This window comes from Streptomyces sp. NPDC048612, from assembly GCF_043199295.1.
In the GTDB taxonomy this organism is placed as follows: domain Bacteria; phylum Actinomycetota; class Actinomycetes; order Streptomycetales; family Streptomycetaceae; genus Streptomyces.
Genome location: NZ_JBICVV010000002.1, coordinates 603,532 through 627,583, shown reverse-complemented (window position 1 = coordinate 627,583; position 24,052 = coordinate 603,532). Strand labels below are relative to the sequence as shown.

20 protein-coding genes and 1 pseudogene are annotated in these 24,052 nt (G+C 68.9%); 10 read left to right on the top strand and 11 right to left on the bottom strand.

What is annotated here, in order from left to right; genetic code table 11:
- Positions 1 to 189 precede the first annotated feature (189 nt).
- Positions 190 to 2,124, bottom strand: coding sequence for a chromosomal replication initiator protein DnaA (gene dnaA / locus ACGFN2_RS06105; RefSeq protein ID WP_393357869.1), 1,935 nt, complete (start codon positions 2,122 to 2,124; stop codon positions 190 to 192).
- A gap of 377 nt (positions 2,125 to 2,501) precedes the next feature.
- Here dnaA and rpmH point away from each other — a divergent pair, with 377 nt between their 5' ends.
- The 9 genes and pseudogenes from rpmH to ACGFN2_RS06060 all read left to right on the top strand — a co-directional run bounded on the left by rpmH (position 2,502) and on the right by ACGFN2_RS06060 (position 9,356).
- Positions 2,502 to 2,639, top strand: a complete 138-nt coding sequence (gene rpmH, locus ACGFN2_RS06100; RefSeq protein WP_003949374.1) for a 50S ribosomal protein L34 — start codon at positions 2,502 to 2,504, stop codon at positions 2,637 to 2,639.
- A 21-nt stretch (positions 2,640 to 2,660) separates the two neighbouring features.
- Positions 2,661 to 3,029, top strand: a pseudogene (gene rnpA / locus ACGFN2_RS06095) (ribonuclease P protein component); the annotation flags it as partial.
- Between the two features lie 86 nt (positions 3,030 to 3,115).
- Entirely contained in the window at positions 3,116 to 3,433 is a 318-nt protein-coding gene (gene yidD, locus ACGFN2_RS06090; protein ID WP_006604423.1) for a membrane protein insertion efficiency factor YidD, read from the top strand.
- A 3-nt stretch (positions 3,434 to 3,436) separates the two neighbouring features.
- The gene (gene yidC / locus ACGFN2_RS06085) at positions 3,437 to 4,576 is read left to right on the top strand and encodes a membrane protein insertase YidC (RefSeq protein WP_362600400.1); all 1,140 of its coding nucleotides are present in this window, start codon (positions 3,437 to 3,439) and stop codon (positions 4,574 to 4,576) included.
- A 14-nt stretch (positions 4,577 to 4,590) separates the two neighbouring features.
- Positions 4,591 to 5,097 carry a R3H domain-containing nucleic acid-binding protein gene (locus tag ACGFN2_RS06080; protein ID WP_362600397.1) on the top strand — a complete coding sequence of 169 codons (507 nt, stop codon included), beginning with the start codon at positions 4,591 to 4,593 and terminating at the stop codon, positions 5,095 to 5,097.
- Between the two features lie 134 nt (positions 5,098 to 5,231).
- Complete coding sequence (gene rsmG, locus ACGFN2_RS06075) at positions 5,232 to 5,957, top strand: 16S rRNA (guanine(527)-N(7))-methyltransferase RsmG (RefSeq protein WP_362600394.1); 726 nt, start codon at positions 5,232 to 5,234, stop codon at positions 5,955 to 5,957.
- Positions 5,958 to 6,262: 305 nt separating this feature from the next.
- Positions 6,263 to 7,333 carry an AAA family ATPase gene (locus ACGFN2_RS06070; RefSeq protein WP_393357866.1) on the top strand — a complete coding sequence of 357 codons (1,071 nt, stop codon included), beginning with the start codon at positions 6,263 to 6,265 and terminating at the stop codon, positions 7,331 to 7,333.
- Entirely contained in the window at positions 7,330 to 8,427 is a 1,098-nt protein-coding gene (locus ACGFN2_RS06065; RefSeq protein WP_393357864.1) for a ParB/RepB/Spo0J family partition protein, read from the top strand. Before ACGFN2_RS06070 ends, ACGFN2_RS06065 begins: the two co-directional genes overlap by 4 nt.
- Positions 8,428 to 8,738: 311 nt before the next feature.
- Complete coding sequence (locus ACGFN2_RS06060; protein WP_030075726.1) at positions 8,739 to 9,356, top strand: GNAT family N-acetyltransferase; 618 nt, start codon at positions 8,739 to 8,741, stop codon at positions 9,354 to 9,356.
- 84 nt (positions 9,357 to 9,440) lie between these two features.
- Here the strand turns inward: ACGFN2_RS06060 and trxA are convergent, their stop codons facing one another.
- The 7 genes from trxA to ACGFN2_RS06025 all read right to left on the bottom strand — a co-directional run bounded on the left by trxA (position 9,441) and on the right by ACGFN2_RS06025 (position 19,110).
- On the bottom strand, positions 9,441 to 9,767 hold the full coding sequence (gene trxA, locus ACGFN2_RS06055; RefSeq protein ID WP_362600385.1) for a thioredoxin: 327 nt from the start codon (positions 9,765 to 9,767) through the stop codon (positions 9,441 to 9,443).
- 45 nt (positions 9,768 to 9,812) lie between these two features.
- The gene (trxB, locus tag ACGFN2_RS06050) at positions 9,813 to 10,787 is read right to left on the bottom strand and encodes a thioredoxin-disulfide reductase (protein ID WP_393357861.1); all 975 of its coding nucleotides are present in this window, start codon (positions 10,785 to 10,787) and stop codon (positions 9,813 to 9,815) included.
- Between the two features lie 114 nt (positions 10,788 to 10,901).
- A complete protein-coding gene (locus ACGFN2_RS06045) occupies positions 10,902 to 11,846 on the bottom strand; it encodes an anti-sigma factor family protein (RefSeq protein WP_393357859.1) in 945 nt (314 codons plus the stop codon).
- Positions 11,843 to 12,538, bottom strand: coding sequence for an RNA polymerase sigma factor SigM (gene sigM / locus ACGFN2_RS06040; RefSeq protein WP_362600376.1), 696 nt, complete (start codon positions 12,536 to 12,538; stop codon positions 11,843 to 11,845). The genes ACGFN2_RS06045 and sigM overlap by 4 nt, the downstream gene beginning before the upstream one ends.
- A gap of 215 nt (positions 12,539 to 12,753) precedes the next feature.
- Positions 12,754 to 14,475 (bottom strand): serine/threonine protein kinase, encoded by a 1,722-nt coding sequence (locus ACGFN2_RS06035; RefSeq protein ID WP_393357857.1) that lies wholly within the window; start codon positions 14,473 to 14,475, stop codon positions 12,754 to 12,756.
- A 107-nt stretch (positions 14,476 to 14,582) separates the two neighbouring features.
- Entirely contained in the window at positions 14,583 to 16,808 is a 2,226-nt protein-coding gene (murJ, locus tag ACGFN2_RS06030) for a murein biosynthesis integral membrane protein MurJ (protein WP_393357855.1), read from the bottom strand.
- 46 nt (positions 16,809 to 16,854) lie between these two features.
- On the bottom strand, positions 16,855 to 19,110 hold the full coding sequence (locus tag ACGFN2_RS06025) for a DUF6049 family protein (protein WP_393357853.1): 2,256 nt from the start codon (positions 19,108 to 19,110) through the stop codon (positions 16,855 to 16,857).
- Between the two features lie 247 nt (positions 19,111 to 19,357).
- Here ACGFN2_RS06025 and ACGFN2_RS06020 point away from each other — a divergent pair, with 247 nt between their 5' ends.
- Positions 19,358 to 20,833 carry a CCA tRNA nucleotidyltransferase gene (locus tag ACGFN2_RS06020; protein WP_393357851.1) on the top strand — a complete coding sequence of 492 codons (1,476 nt, stop codon included), beginning with the start codon at positions 19,358 to 19,360 and terminating at the stop codon, positions 20,831 to 20,833.
- Positions 20,834 to 20,922: 89 nt separating this feature from the next.
- On the opposite strand, the gene ACGFN2_RS06015 is transcribed toward ACGFN2_RS06020, so the two are convergent.
- From ACGFN2_RS06015 to ACGFN2_RS06005, 3 genes are all read right to left on the bottom strand, one after another.
- On the bottom strand, positions 20,923 to 21,510 hold the full coding sequence (locus ACGFN2_RS06015; protein WP_362600361.1) for a hypothetical protein: 588 nt from the start codon (positions 21,508 to 21,510) through the stop codon (positions 20,923 to 20,925).
- 118 nt (positions 21,511 to 21,628) lie between these two features.
- Positions 21,629 to 22,888, bottom strand: a complete 1,260-nt coding sequence (locus tag ACGFN2_RS06010; RefSeq protein ID WP_393357849.1) for an MFS transporter — start codon at positions 22,886 to 22,888, stop codon at positions 21,629 to 21,631.
- A gap of 79 nt (positions 22,889 to 22,967) precedes the next feature.
- Positions 22,968 to 24,050 (bottom strand): inositol-3-phosphate synthase, encoded by a 1,083-nt coding sequence (locus ACGFN2_RS06005; protein WP_362600355.1) that lies wholly within the window; start codon positions 24,048 to 24,050, stop codon positions 22,968 to 22,970.
- Positions 24,051 to 24,052 lie beyond the last annotated feature (2 nt).

The window sequence follows — 24,052 nt, the reverse complement described above, 5'->3', positions numbered from 1 at the left end:
CGGGAGAGGCGTGCAGCGGACTCGGACGCGCTCGGCAGCAGCGCGCAGAACGGCGCACAGGGAAGCGGAAGGAAGCGGGCAGCGGCGGGAAGAGAGGGGACGAGCGGGGCGCCGGGCGGGCGGTCCTCGTATGACGAAGGGCGCTCCGGGAGCGGGTCCCGGAGCGCCCTGGGCGTCCTGTGGCCGGCCTCAGCCGTTCTTGATGCGGTTGGTCAGCTCGGTGACCTGGTTGTAGATCGAACGCCGCTCGGCCATCAGCGCGCGGATCTTGCGGTCGGCGTGCATCACCGTCGTGTGGTCCCGGCCACCGAACTGCGCGCCGATCTTCGGCAGCGAGAGATCGGTCAGCTCGCGGCAGAGGTACATGGCGATCTGGCGGGCGGTCACCAGCACCCGGCTGCGCGAGGAGCCGCACAGATCGTCGATGGTCAGCCCGAAGTAGTCCGCGGTGGAGGCCATGATCGCGGTCGCGGTGATCTCCGGCGCGGCGTCCTCGCCGCCGGGGATCAGGTCCTTCAGCACGATCTCGGTCAGCCCCAGGTCCACCGGCTGCCGGTTGAGCGAGGCGAACGCCGTGACCCGGATCAGCGCGCCCTCCAGCTCACGGATGTTGCGGGAGATCCGGGACGCGATGAACTCCAGCACCTCCGGCGGCGCGTTCAGCTGTTCCTGGACCGCCTTCTTGCGGAGGATCGCGATCCGGGTTTCCAGCTCGGGCGGCTGGACGTCGGTGATCAGACCCCACTCGAAGCGGTTGCGCAGCCGGTCCTCCAGGGTGACCAGCTGCTTGGGCGGTCGGTCACTGGAGAGCACGATCTGCTTGTTCGCGTTGTGCAGCGTGTTGAAGGTGTGGAAGAACTCCTCCTGCGTCGACTCCTTGCTCGCCAGGAACTGGATGTCGTCGACCAGCAGGATGTCCATGTCGCGGTAGCGCTTGCGGAACGCGTCCGCCTTGCCGTCGCGGATGGAGTTGATGAACTCGTTGGTGAACTCCTCCGAGCTCACGTAGCGCACCCGGGTGCCCGGATAGAGGCTGCGCGCGTAGTGCCCGATCGCATGCAGCAGGTGGGTCTTGCCCAGCCCCGATTCCCCGTAGATGAACAGCGGGTTGTACGCCTTGGCCGGCGCCTCGGCGACGGCCACCGCGGCGGCGTGCGCGAAGCGGTTCGAGGCACCGATGACGAAGGTGTCGAAGAGGTACTTCGGGTTCAGCCGCGCGGTCGGCTCTCCGGGGCCGGTGGCCGGCGCGGGCTGTGCGGCGAGCGGACTGGGCGCACCGCTGGGCGCGGGCAGCACCGCGCCGGGGCCGGAGCCGGGGTTGCCCGAGCGGCCGTTGTGCCCGCCGGGCTGGTGCTCGGACAGGTCGCGCCGCGAGGGGTCATAAGGGGCGCGCGGACCGTCGGAGTGCTGCGGCGGCCCGCTGCGGTCGGGCGCCTGCGCACGGTAGTCGCCCTGCCGCTGCTGATGCTGCGGTACATGGGACGACGGGGAGGCGTACGGGTCACGCTCGGGGTACCCGCCGAGGTGCTGCTGCTGCCAGCCGTAGTCGTCGCGCGGCCCGGGGGCGCCGCCCATCTGCGGCCAGCCGCCGGGCTCGTGCCGGGGCTGCTGGTAGTCCGGATAGGCGGGCCGGACGCCGGGCAGGTCGTCGCCCTGGTGCCCATAGCCCTGACGGCTGTCGTGACGGGAGTCATGGCGGCTGTCGTGCCGGGATTCGTAGCTGTCGTACGCGTTGTGCTGCTGCGGTTCGTGCTGCTGCTGTGACTGACGCGGCGGCTGGTGATGCGTGGGGGACGGCTGGGACGACTGGTGTTGAGGAGCGGGCGGCGCGGACTGCGCCGGGGGCTCCTCGGCGGAGTCGTCCACGGTGATCGCGATCCGGATCGGGCGGCCGCACTCATGGCTGAGGACCTCCCCGATCAGCGGCGCCAGCCGGCCTTCGAGCACGGTCTTGGCGTACTCGTTGGGGACGGCGAGCAGCGCGGTGTCGGCGACCAGCGCCAGCGGCTGGGTGCGCTTGAGCCAGTCCTGGTCCTTGGGCTTGATCCCGTCGATCTCCGCACGAAGGAGATGATCGAGCACGCGCGGCCACACTGCGGCAAGATCGGCAGGTACGTCAGCCACAGGGCACGCTCTCTCACAGTCCCACGAATGTGTGATTCTCAGGACGGGCGGGAAGGAATCGAAGTTCAGCCACGGTAGTCAGGGCGGGCCTGGGGATTCAAGTTGTTGTCCACAGGCTGTGCATAGTGTGTCCTGACAAGGGGCCGGTGGGCGCTGCCGAGGAGCCGGTTTGACCGGATGGCGTAGCCGCGCGTACCGTGACCAGGTCGAGTTGTCGATGGCTGCTGCCGCCTGCCTCCGATGGGCAAAGATCACGCTCGAGTGATCGTGTAGCGGTGCACTTAGGCGTTGCGAGCTACTCGTGGGCGCACGGTGACAGCCAGTCGACGCCCCACATCTGTCTCTCCTGAGACAACAAGCATTCCTGGAGCCCCCGAGTGAGCAAGCGCACCTTCCAGCCGAACAACCGCCGCCGCGCGAAGACCCACGGTTTCCGTCTGCGCATGCGGACCCGTGCCGGCCGCGCGATCCTCGCGTCCCGCCGTGGCAAGGGTCGCGCCCGCCTGTCGGCCTGAGCAGCAACCTAGGTCCATGACGTGCTGCCTACCGAGTATCGGCTGAGGCGGCGCGAGGACTTTGCGACCGCGGTACGCCGGGGACGCAGGGCCGGGCGCCCGCTCCTTGTCGTTCATCTTCGCAGCGGTGCAACGGACCCGCACGGGTCGGGGGAAAGCGTTCCCCTGGCACGTGCGGGTTTCGTCGTGAGCAAGGCAGTTGGCATCGCTGTCGTACGCAACAAGGTCAAGCGCAGGCTTCGCCATCTCATGCGCGACCGGCTGGACCGGCTGCCCACCGGTAGCCTGGTTGTCGTACGGGCCCTGCCCGCCGCGGGTGATGCGGATCACGACGAGCTGGCCCGCGACCTGGATGCCGCCCTCGAGCGGCTGCTGGGAGGGGTGCCGAGAGGCTGCAATCCCCCGGGGAACGCGACCGACGGCGGCTGCGCCCCGGGCCCCCGGAACCCCGGACGGGACCCGGGAGGGAGCGCACAGTGAAGTACCCGCTGCTGCTTTTGATCAAGATCTACCAGTGGACCATCAGCCCCCTGCTGGGGCCGGTCTGCAAGTACTACCCGTCGTGCTCGCACTATGGCTATACGGCCATCGACCGGCATGGCGCGGTGAAAGGAACTGCGCTGACAGCCTGGCGCATCCTGCGGTGCAATCCGTGGTCGCTCGGTGGCGTCGACCACGTCCCTCCCCGGAAGCGTCCGGTTTGGCATCAGCGGCTGAGGAGCCGCCTGGGCGGGCCCACCGTCCCTGAGCCTGTCGCCCAGCCCGAGACTCAGCCCAACGCCCAAGGAGCCTGATTCGTGGACACGATCCTCAGTCCCCTCTATATCGCTGTTTCCTGGATCATCGTCCAGTTCCACTCGTTCTACAGCCTCATCTTTGACAAGGACAGTGGCGCGGCGTGGGGTCTGTCCATCGTCTCGCTGGTGGTGCTGATCCGTATCTGCCTGATCCCGCTCTTCGTGAAGCAGATCAAGTCGACGCGGAACATGCAGGCGCTCCAGCCGAAGATGAAGGCGATCCAGGAGCGCTACAAGAGCGACAAGCAGCGCCAGTCCGAAGAGATGATGAAGCTCTACAAGGAGACGGGCACCAACCCGCTCTCGAGCTGTCTCCCGATTCTGGCCCAGTCGCCGTTCTTCATCTCGCTGTACCAGGTCCTGAACCACATCGCCCAGAACAAGGTGGTCGGTGTCATCGACCAGCCGCTTCTGGAGAGCGCGCAGAAGGCCCACATCTTCGGTGCGCCGCTGGCGGCGAAGTTCATGGACAGCGCGGAGAAGATCCAGAGCCTGGGTGCTTCCGTGGTCGACGTCCGCGTGGTCACGGTCATCATGATCGTTCTGATGTCGGCGTCGCAGTTCTACACGCAGCGCCAGCTGATGACCAAGAACGTCGACCTCACGGTGAAGACGCCGTTCATGCAGCAGCAGAAGATGCTGATGTACGTCTTCCCCATCATGTTCGCCGTCTTCGGCATCAACTTCCCCGTCGGTGTTCTCGTCTACTGGCTGACCACCAACGTGTGGACCATGGGCCAGCAGATGTTCATCATCCGTCGTAACCCGACGCCGGGCAGCAAGGCCTTCCAGGAGCGCCAGGAGCGGCTGCGGGCCGCGGGCAAGCTCGTCGAGGCCCCGGCCGAGGTTGCGGCGAAGGAGGCCGCCGAGGAGGCGCGCCAGAACCGCCAGCAGCCCAAGCGTCAGACGAAGAGCAAGCGGCAGTCCGGCGGCGCTCCGGCCGGCGGCGCGCAGAACCGTACGCGTGCCGGGTCGGCCTCGGGTGGCTCGGGCTCCGGTCAGGGTGCTGCGAAGAAGCAGTCGCTGGAGAAGAAGGACACGCAGGACGGCAAGGGGAAGGGCGGCGACTCCGCGGCCCGCACCTCCAAGTCCGGACAGCGCAAGGGCCAGCAGCGCCCCAAGCACCCGACCAAGAAGTAAGAAGGAGTCCTTTCGTGACGGACACGACCCCTGCCACCAAGGGCACCGACACCCTGAGCCGCCTGGAGCAGGAAGGCGAGATCGCGGCCGACTACCTCGAGGGTCTGCTGGACATCGCCGACCTCGACGGTGACATCGACATGGATGTCGAGGCCGACCGCGCCGCGGTGTCGATCATCAGCGACTCGACCAGCCGTGATCTGCAGAAGCTGGTGGGCCGCGACGGTGAGGTGCTGGAGGCGCTGCAGGAGCTGACCCGGCTGGCCGTTCACCGTGAAACCGGTGACCGCAGCCGTCTGATGCTGGACATCGCCGGCTTCCGGGCGCGCAAGCGTGAGGAGCTCTCGGAGCTCGGCGCCAAGGCGGCGAAGGAGGCCAAGGGCACCGGGCAGCCGGTGAAGCTCGACCCGATGACGCCCTTCGAGCGCAAGGTCGTCCACGACGCGGTGGCGGCGGCGGGTCTCCGGAGCGAGTCCGAGGGCGAGGAGCCGCAGCGTCGAGTGGTTGTCCTCCCGGCCTGACCACTCAGCGCTCCCGTTTTCTTTGGCCCCGTCTGCTCGCAGGCGGGGCCAAAACTTGTCAGCGTTCTTGTGTTATCCCGGGGCATGACCCGGGTTCCCGGCAGAAAAAGCAGTCCAGAGGAAGGGCGGTTCCCGTGACGGAGGCAGCAGCGGAGCTCCCTCCTGCGCCGAAGACGGCGGAGGAGGTATTCGGTGAGCGCTTTCCGGAAGCCGTGCGGTACGGCGAACTGCTCGCCGACGCCGGGGTGACGCGTGGGCTCATCGGCCCGCGCGAGGTGCCGCGGCTTTGGGAGCGGCATCTGTTGAACTGCGCGGTGCTTTCCGAGGTGGTGCCCGAGGGCGTCTCGGTCTGTGATGTGGGTTCGGGGGCCGGGCTGCCCGGTATCCCGCTGGCGCTGGTGCGCCCGGACCTCAAGATCACGCTGCTGGAGCCGCTGCTGCGGCGTACGAACTTCCTCCAGGAGGTCGTCGAGCTGCTCGGGCTGGACCATGTCACCGTCGTGCGCGGGCGGGCCGAAGAAGTCATGGGCAAGCTCCCCCAGGTTCATGTGGTGACGGCGCGGGCCGTCGCCCCGCTCGACCGGCTGGCCGGCTGGGGAGTGCCGCTGCTGCGTCCCTACGGCGAGATGCTGGCGCTCAAGGGCGATGCCGCGGAGGAAGAGCTCAAGGGGGCTCGGGCGGCGCTGAGCAAGCTCGGCGTGGTGGAGACCTCGGTGGTGCATGTGGGCGAGGGCATCGTCGATCCGCCGTCGACCGTGGTGCGGGTCGAGGTGGGCGAGAGCCCCGGCGGTGTGCGCTTCGCGGCCAAGCGGGCGAAGGCGGCGCGCGCGAGCCGTGTGTCGAGGGGGCGCCGGCGCTGATGGTCTGATGCCGGCGTGCGAGCGGCCGGCATCGAGGTGCGGACATGCTGTTCCGGGAAACAAGGAACGGGTGAATTCCGCAAATGCCACCAAAACGACGCAAGACGGAGTGTCGCGACTCATTCAGGCGCGACGCTGGCATCGTGTTTCACGTGAAACGTCGTTCTCTGCTGCAAGGGATCATCGACCGTGGTCGTGCGGCCGCCGCGCCGCGCGACCGTAGACCCACAAGGGTCAGCGAAGTATCCACAGAAGTGGATTCGTCCACAGGAGAACGGACCTCACTGGTTCACGACACCAAAAGCATGGCACGCTCTGAACATTGCGAGCCTGATGTCGAGGAGAGTGAATCCTTGCGGTCCGACGCCAACATCGCGGGACCGATGACCGATCCGGTCCCCGGTCCCCGTAGCGAGTCGTTCGGGGACGACGTTTCACGTGAAACGCCGCCCCCGATGGACGACACCCCGATCGGTCGTGCAGCTCAGCTGGCGGTGGAGGCACTTGGCCGCGCGGGTGAGGGGCTGCCCCGGCCTGAACAGACCCGGGTCATGGTGGTGGCCAACCAGAAGGGCGGGGTCGGCAAGACCACGACCACGGTGAACCTGGCGGCCTCCTTGGCCCTGCACGGTGCCCGAGTCCTGGTGATCGACCTCGACCCCCAGGGCAATGCCTCCACGGCGCTGGGGATCGACCACCACTCCGAAGTGCCCTCCATCTATGACGTGCTGGTGGACAGCAAGCCTCTCTCCGACGTGGTGCAGCCGGTCGTGGATGTGGAGGGCTTGTTCTGTGCGCCCGCCACGATCGATCTGGCCGGTGCGGAGATCGAGCTGGTCTCGCTGGTGGCACGGGAGAGCCGCCTGGACCGCGCCATCAAGGCCTACGAACAGCCGCTGGACTACATCTTCATCGACTGCCCGCCCTCCCTCGGCCTGCTGACGGTCAACGCGCTGGTCGCCGGTGCCGAGGTGCTGATCCCGATCCAGTGCGAGTACTACGCGCTGGAGGGGCTGGGGCAGCTGCTGCGGAACGTCGATCTGGTGCGGGGGCATCTCAACCCCAAGCTGCATGTCTCGACGATCCTGCTCACCATGTACGACGGGCGGACCCGGCTGGCGTCCCAGGTCGCCGATGAGGTGCGCAGCCACTTCGGCCATGAGGTGCTCCGTACGAGCATCCCCCGCTCCGTACGCATCTCCGAGGCACCCAGCTATGGGCAGACGGTGCTCACCTATGACCCGGGGTCCAGCGGCTCGCTTTCCTATCTCGAAGCGGCCCGGGAGATCGCCTTGCGTGGGGTCCCGCAGACCGGAGGTCAGGGCCTCAGCGTCAACTATGAAGCACAGCACAGCATCTCGGAGGGGACTCAGTGAGTGAACGACGTAGAGGCCTGGGCCGTGGGCTCGGTGCGCTGATCCCCGCAGCACCGCAGAGCACGGATCAGGTCGGGTCCGCGGGGCAGGGGGCGAGCTCATCCTCGTCCGCACCAGTACTGGCCCCGGAACGTGGAGTGGCGGCGGCCAAGGTGACCTCGCTTCCCACGCACGGTGTTTCACGTGAAACGGAAGCACCGGCCGGGACAGAGGCACCGGCGGCGGGGGTCTCGGAGGTGGCCGGCGCGCACTTCGCCGAGGTGCCGCTGGACGCGATCAAGCCGAACCCGCGGCAGCCGCGGGAGGTCTTTGACGAGGACGCCCTGGCCGAGCTGGTCACCTCCATCAAGGAGGTGGGCCTGCTTCAGCCGGTGGTGGTCCGTCAGACGGGACCGGGGCGGTATGAGCTCATCATGGGTGAGCGCCGCTGGCGGGCCTGCCGTGAGGCCGGTCTGGAGAAGATTCCCGCGATCGTACGGGCCACGGGCGACGAGAAGCTGCTGCTCGACGCGCTCCTGGAGAACCTCCACCGGGCCCAGCTCAACCCGCTGGAAGAGGCAGCCGCCTATGACCAGTTGCTGAAGGACTTCAAGTGCACGCATGACGAGCTGGCTGACCGGATCGGGCGTTCGCGCCCGCAGGTCTCCAACACGCTGCGGCTGCTGAAGCTCTCCCCGTCCGTGCAGAAGCGGCTTGCCGCGGGTGTGCTCTCCGCGGGCCACGCCCGTGCCCTGCTTTCCGTGGAGGACACGGAAGAGCAGGATCACCTGGCGCGCCGCATCGTGGCGGAGGGGCTGTCGGTCCGTTCCGTCGAGGAGATCGTGACGCTCATGGGGTCGACTCCCACGGGCGCGAGCAAGGCCAAGGGGCCCCGTGCGGGCGCCCGGGTGTCCCCCGCGCTCACGGGCCTCGCCTCCCGGCTGTCCGACCGCTTCGAGACCCGGGTGAAGGTCGACCTGGGGCAGAAGAAGGGAAAGATCGTCGTTGAGTTCGCCTCGATGGACGATCTCGAGCGCATCCTCGGCACCCTCGCCCCGGGAGAGGGGCGTGTCCTGGGCCAGACGTTGGCCGAGGAGAACAACGACGAGGAGTGAGCTGACGCTCTCGGCTCCAAGGGCGGGCCGTGTTCCGGAATCCATTCCGGAACACGGCCCGCCCTTTGCGCGCTTGCGGTACCCGTGCCCGTAAAGGGTGGATACGATGCGTTCGGGTATGGCACGTATCCATGTGGAGACATCTCACACACCGAGGAGAGGGCCATGCGATCGGTGAGCCGCACCGGACTGCTGGCAGCGGGGTTCGGCCTCGCAGCTGTCGGAGGGTTCGTTGGTGGTCTGCTCAGAGAGCAGGTGGCGCTGACGGCGCTTCGGGGTGTGGCAGGCGAGGAAAGCGAGGACCTGGGTTCATGGGCCGTCGGCTCGTACCGCTCACGCTGGACAACCTTCCGGACCTCCCCAAGCGCTGCCGCTCCTGTGTTTTCTGGGAGCTCGACCCCGTCAGCGGCGAGGCCGCGGTAAAAGCGGGTCGCCCCGAGCTGGAGAAGGAAGCCTGGATCTCGGCAGTACTGCTGGAGTGGGGGTCCTGTGGGCGGGTGGTCTATGTCGATGAGGTGCCGGTCGGGTTCGTGATGTACGCCCCGCCGGCCTATGTGCCACGTTCCACGGCCTTCCCCACCAGCCCGGTTTCGCCGGACGCGGTACAGCTGCTGACGGCATGGCTGATCCCCGGCTATCAGGGGCAGGGGCTGGGGCGGGTGATGGTCCAGACGGTTGCCAAGGACCTCATCCAGCGTGGCTTCAAAGCCATTGAGGCCTTCGGCGATGCCCGCTGGAGCGAACCGGCATGTGTGCTGCCTGCCGATCACCTGCTCGCGGTGGGCTTCAAGACCGTGCGTCCTCACCCCCGTTTTCCCCGGCTGCGCCTCGAACTCCGCACCACGATCTCGTGGAAGGAAGATGTGGAGCTGGCCCTCGACCGCCTGCTGGGAGCCGTCCAGAAGGAACCCGCACTGCGGCCGCTGTAGAGCCGGCGTTTCCCGTGAAACAGAGAACGGGCCCACCCCCTTGTCGGGGGCGGGCCCGTTTCCCGTGAAACGAGGTGGCGTGACTCAGCCGAGGAAGTCCGCCAGGTCGCGCTCGATCGCGGCCTTCGGCTTGGCGCCGACGATGGTCTTCACGACCTCGCCGCCCTGGTAGACGTTCATGGTCGGGATCGACATGACGCCGTACTTGGCGGTGGTGGCCGGGTTCTCGTCGGTGTTCAGCTTGGCGATGACGATCCCGTCGTGCTCGGCGGCGATCGCCTCCAGGGACGGGGCAACCTGGCGGCACGGGCCGCACCAGGTGGCCCAGAAGTCCACGAGAACGGGCTTGTCGCTCTTGAGGACGACCTCTTCGAAGTTGGCGTCCGTGACGGTCACCGTGGCGCCGGCCATGGGTTTCTCCTTACTCGGTGGGTGTGGGAAAGCGGGGTGCGCGGATCAGGCGGCGGGGGTCTTCTCCGGCTCGGCCGTCGCCTCGCCGTCCGACAGCGAGGCGAGGAACCGCTCGGCGTCGAGGGCGGCGGAGCAACCCGTGCCGGCCGCGGTGATCGCCTGGCGGTAGGTGTGGTCGACGACATCGCCGGCGGCGAAGACGCCCGTCAGGTTGGTACGCGTGCTGGGCGCGTCGACCTTGAGGTAGCCGTCGTCGTCGAGCTTCAGCTGGTCCTTGAACAGTTCGGTCCGCGGGTCGTGGCCGATGGCGATGAAGAGGCCGGTGACGGGGAGTTCCGAGGTCTCGCCGCTCTTGAGGTTGCGCAGCGTCAGACCCGAGAGCTTGCTCTCGCCGTGGATCTCGGCGACCTCGCTGTCCCACGCGAACTTGATCTTCGGGTCGGCGAACGCACGCTCCTGCATCGCCTTGCTGGCCCGCAGGGTGTCACGGCGGTGGACGACCGTGACGGACTTGGCAAAGCGGGAGAGGAACGTGGCCTCCTCCATCGCGGTGTCGCCGCCGCCGATGACGGCGATGTCCTGGTCCTTGAAGAAGAACCCGTCGCAGGTGGCGCACCACGAGACGCCGCGACCGGACAGCTCGTCCTCACGGGGCAGACCGAGCTTGCGGTGCTGGGAGCCGGTGCTGACGATCACGGTCTTCGCCCGGTGCACGTTTCCAGAGGTGTCGGTGACGGTCTTGATCTCGCCGGAGAGATCGACCGCGACAATGTCGTCGGGCACCAGCTCGGCGCCGAAGCGCTCCGCCTGGGCACGCATGTTGTCCATGAGGTCCGGCCCCATGATGCCGTCGCGGAAACCGGGGAAGTTCTCCACGTCGGTGGTGTTCATCAGCGCGCCTCCGGCGGTGACGGCACCTTCGAAGACCAGCGGCTTCAGGGACGCGCGGGCGGTGTACAGCGCTGCGGTGTAGCCCGCGGGCCCGGAGCCGATGATGATCACGTTGCGGACGTCGCTCACGGGTGTCTTCCTTGTCTCTGCCGACTGCTTGCTGGGGCTCTCGGTTCTCTCACCCCACCCAACGGATCCTACGGGGCGAGCATTCCCGGAGTGTCACAGCGCACTTCTCGTCGCTCAGTCTCGCTGGAACGAGTGCGACAGCAGAACCTTTCCGGGAGTCGGAGGGGTGGCGGAGACACAAGAGGAAGCGATCACATACGCGGTGACGCGCTGGGTGTCGGACGGATCGGGCAGCACCACGAGGTAGGCGTCCTTGCCCTGGTAGCGGGTGTGGCTGGTCGCCAGCGGGCGCTCCGGACGGGCGACGCCCTGACGGACGCAGGACGGAAGGGTGTCGGCGCTGCCGCGCAGCGGCGTGTCGGGGGAGCTCCGGGTGCCGATGCCCGGGGACTTGTGCGTCCCCTTGGTCGCCAGCAGATCGTGGACATGTGATTCGAGGCTGGCCGCGGTCAGTGCGCCCGCACCGTCGTTCCTCTCGGGGGCGGCGGTGGTTCGGTCCTGCTTGCCCCCCTGGCTGCCGTCGAAGGCGGCGTTCTGGATGAGCAGGCCACCCACGCTGAAGACCGCAGCAGCCGCCGCGGTGCCGAGCAGAATCCGCGGCCAGCGCCGCGCACGGGACACGCGGCCGCCCGGCGTCTGGCGTCCCGGTCCGGAGGAGCCGCGGGGGCGTCCGGCGGGCCGGGCGGACGGCGCTCCCCGGCGTGGCGCCTCGTCGTCGGTTTCACGTGAAACCACGACGGGGGCGGCGGCCGTTTCACGTGAAACATGAGCCGGCGTGGCAGGAGTGGTGGCATCCAGCAGCGCCTCGGCGGCGAGGGCGGCATCGATGCGGCCCGCGACATCGGTCGGCATCCGCAGCGGGCCGGGGAGCGTGCCGAGCAGTGACCGGATTTCCTCCAGGGAGGCATATACGTCGTCGCACAGGGGGCAGGAGGAGAGATGGTCGCGCAGTTCCGCGGTGCGCGCGGGGGAAAGCAGCCCGTCCGTGAACTCGGAGATCTCGGTTACCTCCGGGTGCTCACCTGTGGGGTGCTCACCCGTGCCGGTCGTCGACGTCACGCTCGCCCACCTCCGCCCTTCACGGCACCTGTGCCCTTGGGTCCTGCCGTCGGTGGGACGGATGTCCCCTGCGCCCGGTTCCTTCCCCGGCTCACGGGTTTGCTATCCCCGTTGCCGGCGCGCAGATGGGTGACCAAGGGGAGGAGCCGCGCCCGGCCGCGGGCACAGCGGCTTTTCACCGTTCCGGCCGGGATGTCGAGGATCGACGCGGCCTCCGCGACGGGGTATCCCTGCATGTCGACGAGGACGAGCACGGCCCGCTGGTCCTCAGGGAGGGTGCGGAGGGCGCTGAGCAGCTCGCGGTGCAGATCCTGACGTTCGGCAGGTGCCTCAGCGGATTCCTCGGGCTCGAGCAGCTGCTCCAGCCGCTCGGTCTCGGCGACGGGAGAGGTGCGCCGGGAGGCGGTTTTACGGGCCCGGTCCAGACAGGCGTTGACCGTGATGCGGTGCAGCCATGTCGTCACCGCGGACTGACCGCGGAAGGTGTGCGCCGCTCGGTAGGCGGAGACCAGGGCGTCCTGCACGGCGTCGGCGGCCTCTTCCCGATCGCCGAGCGTGCGCAGCGCCACCGCCCAGAGCCGGTCGCGATGGCGCCGGACTATCTCCCCGAAGGCATCGGGATCGCCCTTTACGTGCAGGGCAAGGAGATCGGCGTCGGTTGGTGTCGAAGCCTCGTCGCTGTCGGTGGACACGGGCCCCCCGGCCGTAGCTGCCTGATCTCGGTCCCATTCAAGCCCGCCAGGTCATGAAAGTAAATGCCGTCGAATAGCAGTGATCAGCAGGCGGGGGCGGAAATGCGCCGTTCTCGGGTGCGGATACGGCCCATGGCGTAGCGGATCACCATGCGTGGGGGCTCCGGCCGGAAATCCAGCCGGAGCCCCCACGGTCGTCCCTGCTCACCGCCTGCTCAGTCGGTGAAGGACACCTCTGTCACACCCTGCCGGTAGCCGGGGTCGGTGTACCCGTCACTCTGCGCGAACGGCATCGCGGTGATCCATACGACCACGAAGCGCGTCTTCGCCGGCTTGTCCAGCTTGACCTTCAGGGTCGACCCCGAGGTCTGCCCGGTGCCGAGCTTCTGCATGGAGCTCAGCGGTTCCGACGGGGAGAGCGAATGGGCCGCGTAGAGCGAAAGGGTCGTGTGGTCGCCGACGAAGTGCAGTCCAACCGACGCGGCGCTTATCTGCTGCTTCGATCCGAGGTCGTAGACGAGGCCGACGCCCTTCTTGAAGGCCGGGTTCAGCGTGGGGCCCTCTTGATAGCTCCTGCTGCCCCAGAAGGTGCTGGGGTCCCCGTCGTAGGTGTCCTTCGCCTGGTTCGCGTGCTGCGGCTGGCCGTCGGGGTAGTACTCCCCGGCGTCCACGATCTTGACCGGCTTGCCCGTGGGCTTCGTGGCCGCGCCGCTGCTCGTCTGAGAGTTACCCGGGTCTTCCTGGTCGCTCTCCCGCTTCAGCAGGGTGTCCGCCAGCTGCCAGCTGCCCAGGCCCAGTGCCGCGATGAGCAGCGCGGAGACGGACCACTTCAGGGCCCGTCCGGTGCGGCTCTGCAGCGGGGGCGGCGGAGTGGCGACCGGCTGCGTCGCCCCGCCGGCCTGTGCGCTGCGCGCCGCGGGCTGCCGGTAGCTGCCCTGCTGGAAGCCCGTGCGCTGGTACGGCGGAGGTGCGGAGAAGGCGGTCTCCGGGGGCCGGATACGGGGCATGGCCGCGACGGCCTTGGCCAGCTCCTCCGGGGTGGTGCACGGCTGCTCCTGGCGGGAGGCCGTGGCACCGTCGTTGATCAGCGCGCGCATGGCCAGCTCGGACAGCCCGCGGTGCACACCGGCGCGCACCTGGTCGGGAGCGATCAGCCCGACGCCCTTGGGCAGGCCGGTGAGGCCATGGGCGTCGTTCTCGTACGGCCAGCGCTGCGTCAGCGCCGCGTAGAGCAGTGCACCGATCGCCTCGGTGTCCGTGCGCTGAGGGGACTCGCAGGTGATGCCGCGCAGCGCCGCCATGACGGCCAGGCCGCGGATGCGGTACTGCCCGGACTCCGTGCGCAGCACCGAGCCGGGGGTGATCCGCAGATGGGAGAGCCCTTCGCGGTGCGCTGCGGCCATGGCCTGGGAGACCTGGCTGACGAGCTGGTAGGCGTCGTGCGGCTCCAGCGGGCCGTTGGCGAGCACCGTGGTGAGCTCGGTGGCGTCCGGCAGCCACTCATGGACGACGTAGACGAGGTCGTTCTCCTCGACGGCGTCCAGGACCTGGACGAACCGGGGGTCACCGAGCAGCGCCGAGGAGCGGGCGGCGGACAGCACCGGCCGGGCTCTGGGATGGTCGGCGGGCAGGATGTGCACACCGACGGCGCGGCGCAGCATTTCGTCCACCGCACGCCAGCTGCTGAATCCGTCCAGACGGGTGACGCACTCTTCGAGGCGGTAGCGTCTGGCAAGCTTGTGGCCGCTGTGCAGTTCCGGTGGCTGGGCTTCGATCGCCTCGGCACGCTCCTCATCGGTGCCCGCGGCGTCCTGTTCCCTGCCGGATACCTTCTCGGCCTTAGCACCGTCGTCCGTGGCCTTGCCCGCCTTGGCGGTCAGCGGTTCCTCACCGCTCGTGTCTGCCACGTCGACGGCAGCCGTGCTCCGTTCCGCCACCGTCGTTCCTGCCTCCCCATCCGTTGCAGGCTCAATGAGCCAAGACAATTGTGCCCACAGTCCGCCACTATGCACGACACACGGTGGCAGTCGATGGTTGTGCTCAATCAACGTCCAAGCTTCGACCGGACCATGCCGACCAGGGCGTTGAGTTCCTGGACGCGCATTTTGCGTGCGGCCGCGTAGAACACGGCCACTAGTGCGGCGGCGCCGGCGACCAGAGCGGCGAGTGACCCCAGGAACCCGCTGCCGAGCACCTGCATGATGCCGTACACCACGGCCCCGGAGATCACCGTGGCCGGAATGCTGGCACCGGCCAGCCGCGCGTAGGTCCGCACGACATGGGCGGTGTCGAGGTCGCCGCCCATGCGCTTGCCCAGCCGCCGCCAGGCCACACCGACGCCGATGATGTACGCCAGGCCGTAGGAGGCGGCCATGCCGACCACGGCCCAGCGGGCGGGCAGCACCAGGAAGCAGAGGCCGGAGGCCGCGGCGTTGACGGCGGCGACGATCACCGTGTTGTAGAAGGGGGTGCGGGTGTCCTCGTACGCGTAGAAGGCGCGCAGGACGACGTACTGCACGGAGAACGGGATCAGGCCGACACCGAAGCCCATCAGCATGTAGCCCATCGGGATGCCGGCGCCGGACGATCCGTAGACCAGCGTGCACAGCGGGATGCCGAGGGAGAGGAAGCCGAACGAGATCGGGACGATGGCGACGGCGGAGGTGCGCAGGCCCTGTGAGATGTCGTCGCGGACGGCTCCGTTGTCGCCGTCGTGTGCCGAGCGGGCCAGCCGCGGCAGCAGGGCCGCCATCACGGAGACGGTGATGATCGCCTGCGGCATGTTCCAGATCAGCTGTGCGCTGGCGTACGAGATGAAGCCGGTGCCCGGGTGCCCCTGGTCGTTGGCGGTGTTTCCGGCCCAGGTGGAGAGCTGGGTGACGACCAGGACGCCGGCCTGGTTCGCGAGCACGAACAGCACCGTCCACTTGGCGAGCTTGGCGGCCTTGCCCAGGCCGTGGCCGCGCCAGTCGAAGCGGAGCCGGAGTTTGAAGTCGGCGTCGCGCAGGTACGGGATCATGGCCAGCGCCTGGACGACGAGTCCGAGGAGGGTGCCGATGCCCAGGAGCCGGATGCCCTCGTCGGGGATGGTGGTGACGCCGATGTGCGAGGTCTCCGCCGAGCCGTAGACCCAGATGAACAGGCCGAACGTGGCGATCATCACGATGTTGTTGAGGACCGGGGTCCACATCATCGCGCCGAAGCGGCCGCGGGCGTTGAGGATCTGTCCCATCACGACGTGCAGACCCATGAAGAAGATCGTGGGTACGCAGTAGCGGGTGAAGGCGACGGCGACCTCGTTGGCCGCCGGGTCGCGGGAGATGTCGAAGGAGACCAGCTTCACCAGCAGTGGGGCAGCGAAGACGGACAGGACCGTCAGCACGCCGAGGACCACCATGACCAGCGTCAGCAGCCGGTTGGCGTAGGCCTCGCCGCCGTCGTCGTCCTCCTTCATCGCGCGGACCAGCTGCGGGACAAAGACGGAGTTCAGGCCGCCGCCGATGGTCAGGATGAAGATCATCGTCGGAAGCTGGTAGGCGACCTGCCAGGAGTCACCGAGCACCGCGCCGCCGAGCGCCGCAACGATCAGTGCCGAGCGGACGAAGCCCGTGAGACGCGACACCATCGTGCCGGCGGCCATCACTGCGCTCGACTTGAGCAGACCGGACGCCCGGCCGCCGGACGGCTTGCCGGCCGCCGCCACGGGGGCGGGCTCCGGCTCCGGCGCGGGCTGCTGGGGCACCGCCTCCGGACCGGGCCCCGCGCCGGCCGCCGCGGGGCCCGGAGGCACCGGAGCGGGCTGCTGGTGCTCGTAGTGCTGCTGGTCGTGGTAGAGGTGCGCGAAGGCGTCGGGCTCCGGACGCTCGCCGGCGGCCTGGGGGGCCAGGCCCTGGACGCCCAGGAACTGCGTCGTCGCCTGGGCATCAGCGTACGGATCGACGTACGGGAGGTGCTGGGTCGCGTCCTGCGGCCCGGACGGCGGGGGCGGGGCCCACTGCTGCGGGTCGGGCGTGTGGCGGCCCGAGGCGGGCTGCTGGTAGAGCGGAGGCGCGGGCTGTCCCGGGGCCGGCGGCGGGTGAGCGGCGCGGTCGTAGCTCGCCTGGTTCACCGGCTCCGGCGCCGTCGGGTCCTGGGCGCGGCGCGGATCGTTGCGGTAGGCGTCCTGGACGTAAGGGTCCTGGTCCGCGGGCAACGGGGGCGTCGGAGGGACCGGGTGGGTGGGGTCGCCACTGGCGCCCCGGCCCCGGTCACCGTCGTACGGCGCATTCATCGCTGCCCCACCTCATCCGTCGCCGGCCAACCGGCCCCGCTACCTATCAACGGTCCACTTTCTCACCTGAGCCGGACGGGTCGGAGCTTTCCGATCCGGTGTCCGGCGTGGGGTCACTCGGCTGCTCCGGCTCGTCACCGTCCGTGCCGCCGTTGTCGTCGTCCGTACCGCTGTCGCCGTCGGAGCCCTCGCCGTCGGGCCCGTCGTCGGTGCGCTGGGAGGCCGCCCGCTTGCGCTGGAGATAGATCCGCACGCCCGCGAGGACGAGCAGCAGCACACCCCCGGCGATGACGAGCATCACCGTGGCGGTGATCTCCGTGACGTTCACCTGGAACCTCATGGGGGCACCGTAGGGCTTTCCGTCCGCCGTGTAGAGCTGGGCGGTCACCCAGGCCCGGCCGTTGGCGTTCGCCGTGGTGGCGAACTTGAACGACTGGCTGTGGCCGCCGTCCACCGTGATCGTCTGCGCCTTGCCCGCGTCCAGACGGTTGGGCTGGGACGAGGTCAGCTTCAGCGTCATGTCCTTGACGCCCTGGACCAGGTTGTTCTGGACCGTCACCGGAATCGTGGCGCTGCGCCCGGAGAGCGTCGCCCCCGACTTCTGGATCAGGTGCACCTTCTTGGTCAGACCGTCGAGGTAGTTGCGGACGGAGTGCCGGTAGCTCGCGGCACCGCCGGCGTCGCCGCGCCACTCCGTCGACATCTCCCGCATTATGGCGCTGCCGAACGGGGTCACCACACGCTGCGGCTGGACCAGGATCACGCGGTAGTCGTCCAGTGCGGCCTGGGTGCCCTGGATCTGCCGGAAGGCGGAGGTGGGGAGTTCCTGCCGGCGGAGCGAGGAAGGGTAGGCGGCGCCGCTCGGGACCCGGCGGGTGGCCGAGCGGTCGGGCTTGGCCTTGGCCGCTTTGCCGAGGCTCAACGGCTGGGACCAGCTCCCGGAGTCCTCCAGCGTCCGCAGCGCGGTGGCCATGGCGTGGGCCTGGCTGACCGACGGCATGCGCTGCGGCGCCACGACGATGCTGCGCTGCCGGCCCGGGTCCTCCAGGCTGATCATCTGGGTCTGGGCGACGAAGTTCTGGACCGCGTGGGCGGCCTTCCCGGTCTTCGACATATCGCCTTCGAAGGCCCGTGAGAGCTGGGCGTCCGCGACGATGGCCGTGTTGCCGCCGCCGATGGGGCGGGCCGCCGTCGGGGTGTAGGACAGCCCGCCGGTCTCCCGCAGGCTGTCGCTGCGGGTGATCACGTTGTGTGCACCGGCCGAGGTCGCGACGTCCACGACGGAGGAGTCGATCGCGCCGTCGACGGGCCAGGCGAAGTCTGTGCGCGGCTTCACATCGAGGATCGTGTCCACGGTCGTCTCGGCGAGATCGGTGGCCGGGCCGAGGTGGCTGAGCGCGCTGGGCACGCCCTTGCCGTGATGGGCGAGCGAGGCCAGGTCGGGGTCGGCGAAGGGCAGCGCGACGACCTCATGCGTCTTGGCCGCCTCTTCGAGATCGTGCAGCCACTGCTTGGCGACCGCCTGGTTCTTGCCCATGGGGCCGTCCGGGCCGTTCACCCGGTACGACTTGGTCATCGCGTCGACGGTCGCGAGCAGGTCGGGATCGATGACGAAGGTCACCGGCAGGTTCTTGCTGAGCGCGACCATCTGCTGGAGCCGGCCGCCCGGCGCGAGCTCGGCGGCGAGGTCGTCGTTGCGGAAGACCGGTGTCTGCTGGGCGTCGGCGTCGGTCTCGGCGGTGAGGTGGGTGGCGGAGATCAGCGGCCACAGGTACGTGAGCTGCGTCTTCTTCGTGGCATCGGCCTCCTGCCAGGGCAGCAGCGTCCGGTCGAAACCGAGGACCTGGCCGTAGGGCGCGGCCTGCGAGCGCCCCGACACGGAGACACCGATCTGGTACACACCGTCCTTGTCGAGGCGGAGGTCCTTGACCGGCACGCTGAGGCTGAAGGGGCGGCTGACCCCGGGCTCCAGCTTGCCGATCTTCTTCTCGCTGCCGTCGATCTCCCTGCCGTCCGCGCTGGGCAGATACCCCGTGCGACGGGACACATTGTCGATGGAGCTACGGCCGCCGAGCGCGTCCCCGCGGTGCATGCCGACATGGGCGTCGGTGATCGTGCCGCGGCTGTCATTGGTCAGCGTGCCGGAGACCGTGACCTTGCCGCCCTTGGAAGGCGCGGGCGGGGTCATCGAGTCGATGGTGACGTCGACCGTGCGGGAGCCCGTCGGGGCCGCCTGGGCGGTGGAGGGGTGCGGGACCTGGAGCAGGCCCACGAGCAGGAGCACTCCAGTGAGCAGTGTCACGGTCCGTCGCAGCCATCGACCACGCGGCCGTTCAGTCGCCTGGAACCCTGCCGCCTCGGCCACGCGCTCGTCCGTCCCTCGTCGTCGTCAGTGGTCGTCGGAATGTGCGTCCACGAATGGTAACGAGGCCCGGCGCGTCGGAGTGCCGCGGACTGCTCCACATGATCGCGGAGTGGAGGCCTGTGCCCGGCCTGTCCCCTTTATTGCGTGGCGCCGTGTGCTGCGCGGCCACGTACCCTGTTTTGTTGTGCCGAACGCCAACAATGACCTCCACGCCCCGATCGCCGAGCGGACCGCGCAGTCGACGAACGCGCTGAACCATGTCCAGCGCCGTGCCGTGAGCGAGCTGCTGCGGGTGTCCCCCGTCGCGGATGACCTGGCCCGTCGATTCCAGGAGGCCGGGTTCACACTTGCCCTGGTCGGCGGCTCGGTCCGGGATGCGCTGCTCGGCCGGCTCGGCAATGACCTGGACTTCACCACCGATGCCCGGCCGGAGGACGTGCTGAAGATCGTCCGGCCGTGGGCGGACGCGGTCTGGGAGGTCGGCATCGCCTTCGGCACGGTCGGGTGCAAGAAGGACTCCTTCGACATCGAGGTCACGACCTACCGGTCCGAGGCCTACGACCGCACCTCCCGCAAGCCCGAGGTCTCGTACGGTGACTCCATCGAGCAGGATCTGGTGCGCCGGGACTTCACGGTGAACGCCATGGCGGTGCTGCTGCCGCAGAAGGAGTTCGTCGACCCGCACGACGGTCTGGAGGACCTGGCGGCGCGGGTGCTGCGGACGCCGGGGACGCCGGAGGAGTCGTTCTCCGATGATCCGCTGCGGATGATGCGCGCGGCCCGCTTCGCCGCGCAGCTGGACTTCACGGTGGACCCCGAGGTCTTCGCCGCGATGAAGGCGATGTCGGACCGCATCGAGATCGTCTCCGCGGAGCGCGTACGGGACGAACTGAACAAGCTGATCCTGGCGCCGCACCCGCGTGAGGGGCTGCGGCTGCTGGTCGAATCGGGCCTGGCCGGGCATGTGCTGCCCGAGCTGCCCGCCCTGCGGCTGGAAAGTGACGAGCATCACCGTCACAAGGACGTCTACGAGCACTCGCTGACGGTGCTGGAGCAGGCGATCGACCTCGAGGAGAACGGGCCCGACCTCGTGCTGCGGCTCGCGGCCCTCCTGCACGACATCGGCAAGCCCCGGACGCGGCGCTTCGAGAAGGACGGCCGGGTCTCCTTCCACCACCACGAGGTGGTGGGCGCGAAGATGACCAAGAAGCGGATGACCGCGCTGAAGTACTCGAACGACCTGGTCAAGGACGTCTCGCGGCTGGTGGAACTGCATCTGCGCTTCCACGGCTACGGTACGGGCGAGTGGACGGACTCCGCGGTCCGCCGGTACGTACGGGACGCCGGCCCGCAGCTGGAGCGGCTGCACAAGCTGACGCGCTCGGACTGCACCACCCGCAACAAGCGCAAGGCCGGAGCCCTGTCGCGCGCCTACGACGGGCTCGAGGAACGCATCGCGCGGCTTCAGGATCAGGAGGAGCTGGACGCGATCCGTCCGGACCTGGACGGCAACGAGATCATGGAGGTTCTGGGCCTCCGCCCGGGGCCCGAGGTCGGTAAGGCGTACCAGCAGATGCTGGAGATCCGGCTGGAGCACGGGCCGATGGAGCGCGACGCTGCGATCGCTGCGTTGAAGGAGTGGTGGGCCGCTCAGAGCTGAGCCTGCACCGGGCGGTGTTTCACGTGAAACGAGGAGCGGTGTTTCACGTGAAACACCGCTCCTTTGTCTTCCGGCGCGTTCGGCGTGCGCTACTTCACCGTGGTCAGGCAGAGCACCATGCGGGTGTCGCCGCCCCTGCGCCGGTGCACGTTCTTGGTGTAGGCCGACTCTCCCTCGGCGCACACCGTCGGGTCCGTGGTGTCGTTGTGCACCTTGCTCACCTTGTACTCGGCTTCGGAGCTGCTGCAGTCCACCACCTTGAGCCCGTCGTCGAGTGAGCTGCTGGACTTCTGCACACAGTCACCGGCTTCGGCGTTCTCCGCGTCGTTCTGGCTGGTGATCCAGAAGAACGCAAAGACGATCACCGCGATGACGAGCCCGATGGCCCTCAGGATCGACTTGACGGACCGGCGCTTGGCGGGCTGCGGCGGCGGAGGCATGGGGGCGCCGCCGTGCAGGGGCTGCTGAGGAGCCATCGGGTAACCCGTCGGCGGCTGCTGTCCGTACGGAGCCTGCGGCTGCGGCGGGTAGGCGTAGCCCTGGGGCTGGCCGTAGGGGGCCTGGGGCGCTTGCGGCGCCTGCGGATACGCGCTCTGGCCGTAGGGCGGCTGTCCGTATGGCGGTTGCCCGTACGGCGCCTGGCCGTACGGATGCTGGCCCTGAGGCGGCGTGGTCATGGAACTCCCCCGATATTGATGTGTACAGGCTCGTGTTGCAGGACGCCCGTAAGGTATCTGGTCCCTGTGGCGCCCCGTTGCCGGGCCCAGGGGGGGCTGAGCGGCGAGGGGGCGATGTCTAACGGCGCCCCGAGTGAACCGTCGCCGCGGCGATCAGCGCATAGAGCACGGTCACCATGCCCAGGAGCGCGGCGGACCGTCCGTCCGGAGGCAGCATGAGGGCCGCGACCGCGGCGGCTCCGACGAAGGCGACGTTGAAGAGCACGTCGTAGAGGGCGAAGGACCGGCCGCGGAAGGCGTCATCGACCGTCGACTGGACGATCGTGTCCGTGGAGATCTTGGTTCCTTGGGTGCTCAGGCCGAGGACGAACGCGGCGGCCAGCATCGGACCCGGTGCGAAGAACAGCCCGAGAGACGGCAGCAGTACCGCGCCCAGTGCCGCGCAGGCCGCGATCCAGCCGAACGCGGTGAGCCGGGCGACGGCCCAGGGCGTGACGAGCGCGGCAGCGAAGAAGCCTGCTCCTGACACGCCGACGGTGATGCCGAGCAGCGCCAGTCCCTCGGACTCGGTCGCGGCCCAGGAGTACCGGCACAGCATCAGCACCATGACCGTCAGCGCCCCGTAGCAGAAGCGCATCAGGGCCATCGCGATCAGCGCGCGGGCCGGGGTGCGCCGCTCGGCGAGATGGCGCAGCCCTTCCCTCAGCCCGCGCGCGGTGCTCAACAGGGCTGCCCGCAGGTGCGGTTGGAGGCGTGCCGGGTCGGGACCGAGCAGTTGCGGTGCCATGCGCAGGGAGGTCAGGGCCGAGCAGAAATAGAGGACAGCGGCGAGCAGTACGACGTAGGCGTCCACATCCGGGCCGGCCAGCCGGACGGCGAAGGCGAGGCCGCCGCCCGCCGTCGCGGCGAGCGTCCCGGCGGTAGGCGTCAGGGAGTTGGCCATGACCAGCTGTTCTTCCCCGTCGACCACCCGTGGCAGCGCGGCCGAGAGCCCGGCCAGGACGAAGCGGTTCACAGCGGTCACGGAGAGGGCCGAGGCGTAGAAGAGCCAGTCGGCGGCCTCCGACACGATCAGCGTCGCGGTGGCCATGGCCAGCAGGGCGCGCAGCAGATTTCCGTACAGCAGCACCTGACGCCGCCGCCAGCGGTCGAGCAGCACCCCGGTGAACGGTCCGAGGAGGGAGTACGGGAGCAGCAGGATCGCCATGGCGGAGGCGATGGCGGCGGGTGAGGCCTGCTTCTCGGGCGAGAAGACGACGAAGGTGGCGAGCGCGACCTGGTACACCCCGTCGGCCGCCTGGGACAGGAGCCGTGCGGCAAGGAGCGAGCGGAAGTCGCGTAGCCGGAGTAATACGCGAAGGGCGCGCACAGCATGCATGAGGCACAGCCTCACACAGCCCGCAGGCCCCCGGGCGGAATGCCCGGGGGCCTGCGGAGGGAGGGTGCGTCGGGGCGGCTCAGCGCTCGACGTCGCCGTTGATGAACTTCTCGACGTTCTCCCGTGCCTCGTCGTCGAAGTACTGCACCGGCGGCGACTTCATGAAGTACGAGGACGCGGAGAGGATCGGGCCGCCGATGCCGCGGTCCTTGGCGATCTTCGCCGCGCGCAGCGCGTCGATGATGACACCCGCGGAGTTCGGGGAGTCCCAGACCTCCAGCTTGTACTCCAGGTTCAGCGGGACATCACCGAAGGCGCGGCCCTCCAGGCGGACGTACGCCCACTTGCGGTCGTCCAGCCAGGCCACGAAGTCCGACGGACCGATGTGGACGTTGTCCTCGCCCAGCTCACGGTCCCGGATCTGGGAGGTGACGGCCTGGGTCTTGGAGATCTTCTTGGACTCCAGGCGCTCGCGCTCGAGCATGTTCTTGAAGTCCATGTTGCCGCCGACGTTCAGCTGCATCGTGCGGTCCAGGATGACGCCCCGGTCCTCGAAGAGCTTGGCCATCACCCGGTGCGTGATCGTGGCGCCGACCTGCGACTTGATGTCGTCACCGACGATCGGGACACCGGCCTCGGTGAACTTGTCCGCCCACTCCTTGGTGCCGGCGATGAAGACCGGGAGGGCGTTGACGAAGCCGACCTTGGCGTCGATGGCGCACTGGGCGTAGTACTTCGCGGCGTCCTCGGAGCCGACCGGGAGGTAGCAGACCAGCACGTCGGCCTGCGTGTCCTTGAGGACCTGGACGACGTCGACCGGGGCCTCGGCGGACTCCTCGATCGTCTGGCGGTAGTACTTGCCCAGGCCGTCGAGGGTGTGACCGCGCTGGACCTGGACGCCGGCGTTCGGCACGTCGCAGATCTTGATGGTGTTGTTCTCGCTGGCGCCGATGGCATCCGCGAGGTCGAGCCCGACCTTCTTGGCGTCGACGTCGAAGGCGGCCACGAACTCGATGTCACGCACGTGGTAGTCGCCGAACTGCACGTGCATGAGGCCGGGCACGCGGCTCTTCGGGTCGGCGTCCTTGTAGTACTCGACGCCCTGTACCAGCGAGGCGGCGCAGTTGCCCACGCCGACGATGGCTACGCGAACCGAACCCATTC

Bases quoted from the DNA above. Each gene is read 5' to 3' on its own strand.
- ACGFN2_RS06070 (WP_393357866.1), top strand. From the start codon at position 6,263: ATGGCACGCTCTGAACATTGCGAGCCTGATGTCGAGGAGAGTGAATCC.
- ACGFN2_RS06060 (WP_030075726.1), top strand. From the start codon at position 8,739: ATGGGCCGTCGGCTCGTACCGCTCACGCTGGACAACCTTCCGGACCTC.
- trxA (WP_362600385.1), bottom strand. From the start codon at position 9,767: ATGGCCGGCGCCACGGTGACCGTCACGGACGCCAACTTCGAAGAGGTC.
- murJ (WP_393357855.1), bottom strand. From the start codon at position 16,808: ATGAATGCGCCGTACGACGGTGACCGGGGCCGGGGCGCCAGTGGCGAC.
- ACGFN2_RS06015 (WP_362600361.1), bottom strand. From the start codon at position 21,510: ATGACCACGCCGCCTCAGGGCCAGCATCCGTACGGCCAGGCGCCGTAC.
- ACGFN2_RS06010 (WP_393357849.1), bottom strand. From the start codon at position 22,888: ATGCATGCTGTGCGCGCCCTTCGCGTATTACTCCGGCTACGCGACTTC.
- ACGFN2_RS06005 (WP_362600355.1), bottom strand. From the start codon at position 24,050: ATGGGTTCGGTTCGCGTAGCCATCGTCGGCGTGGGCAACTGCGCCGCC.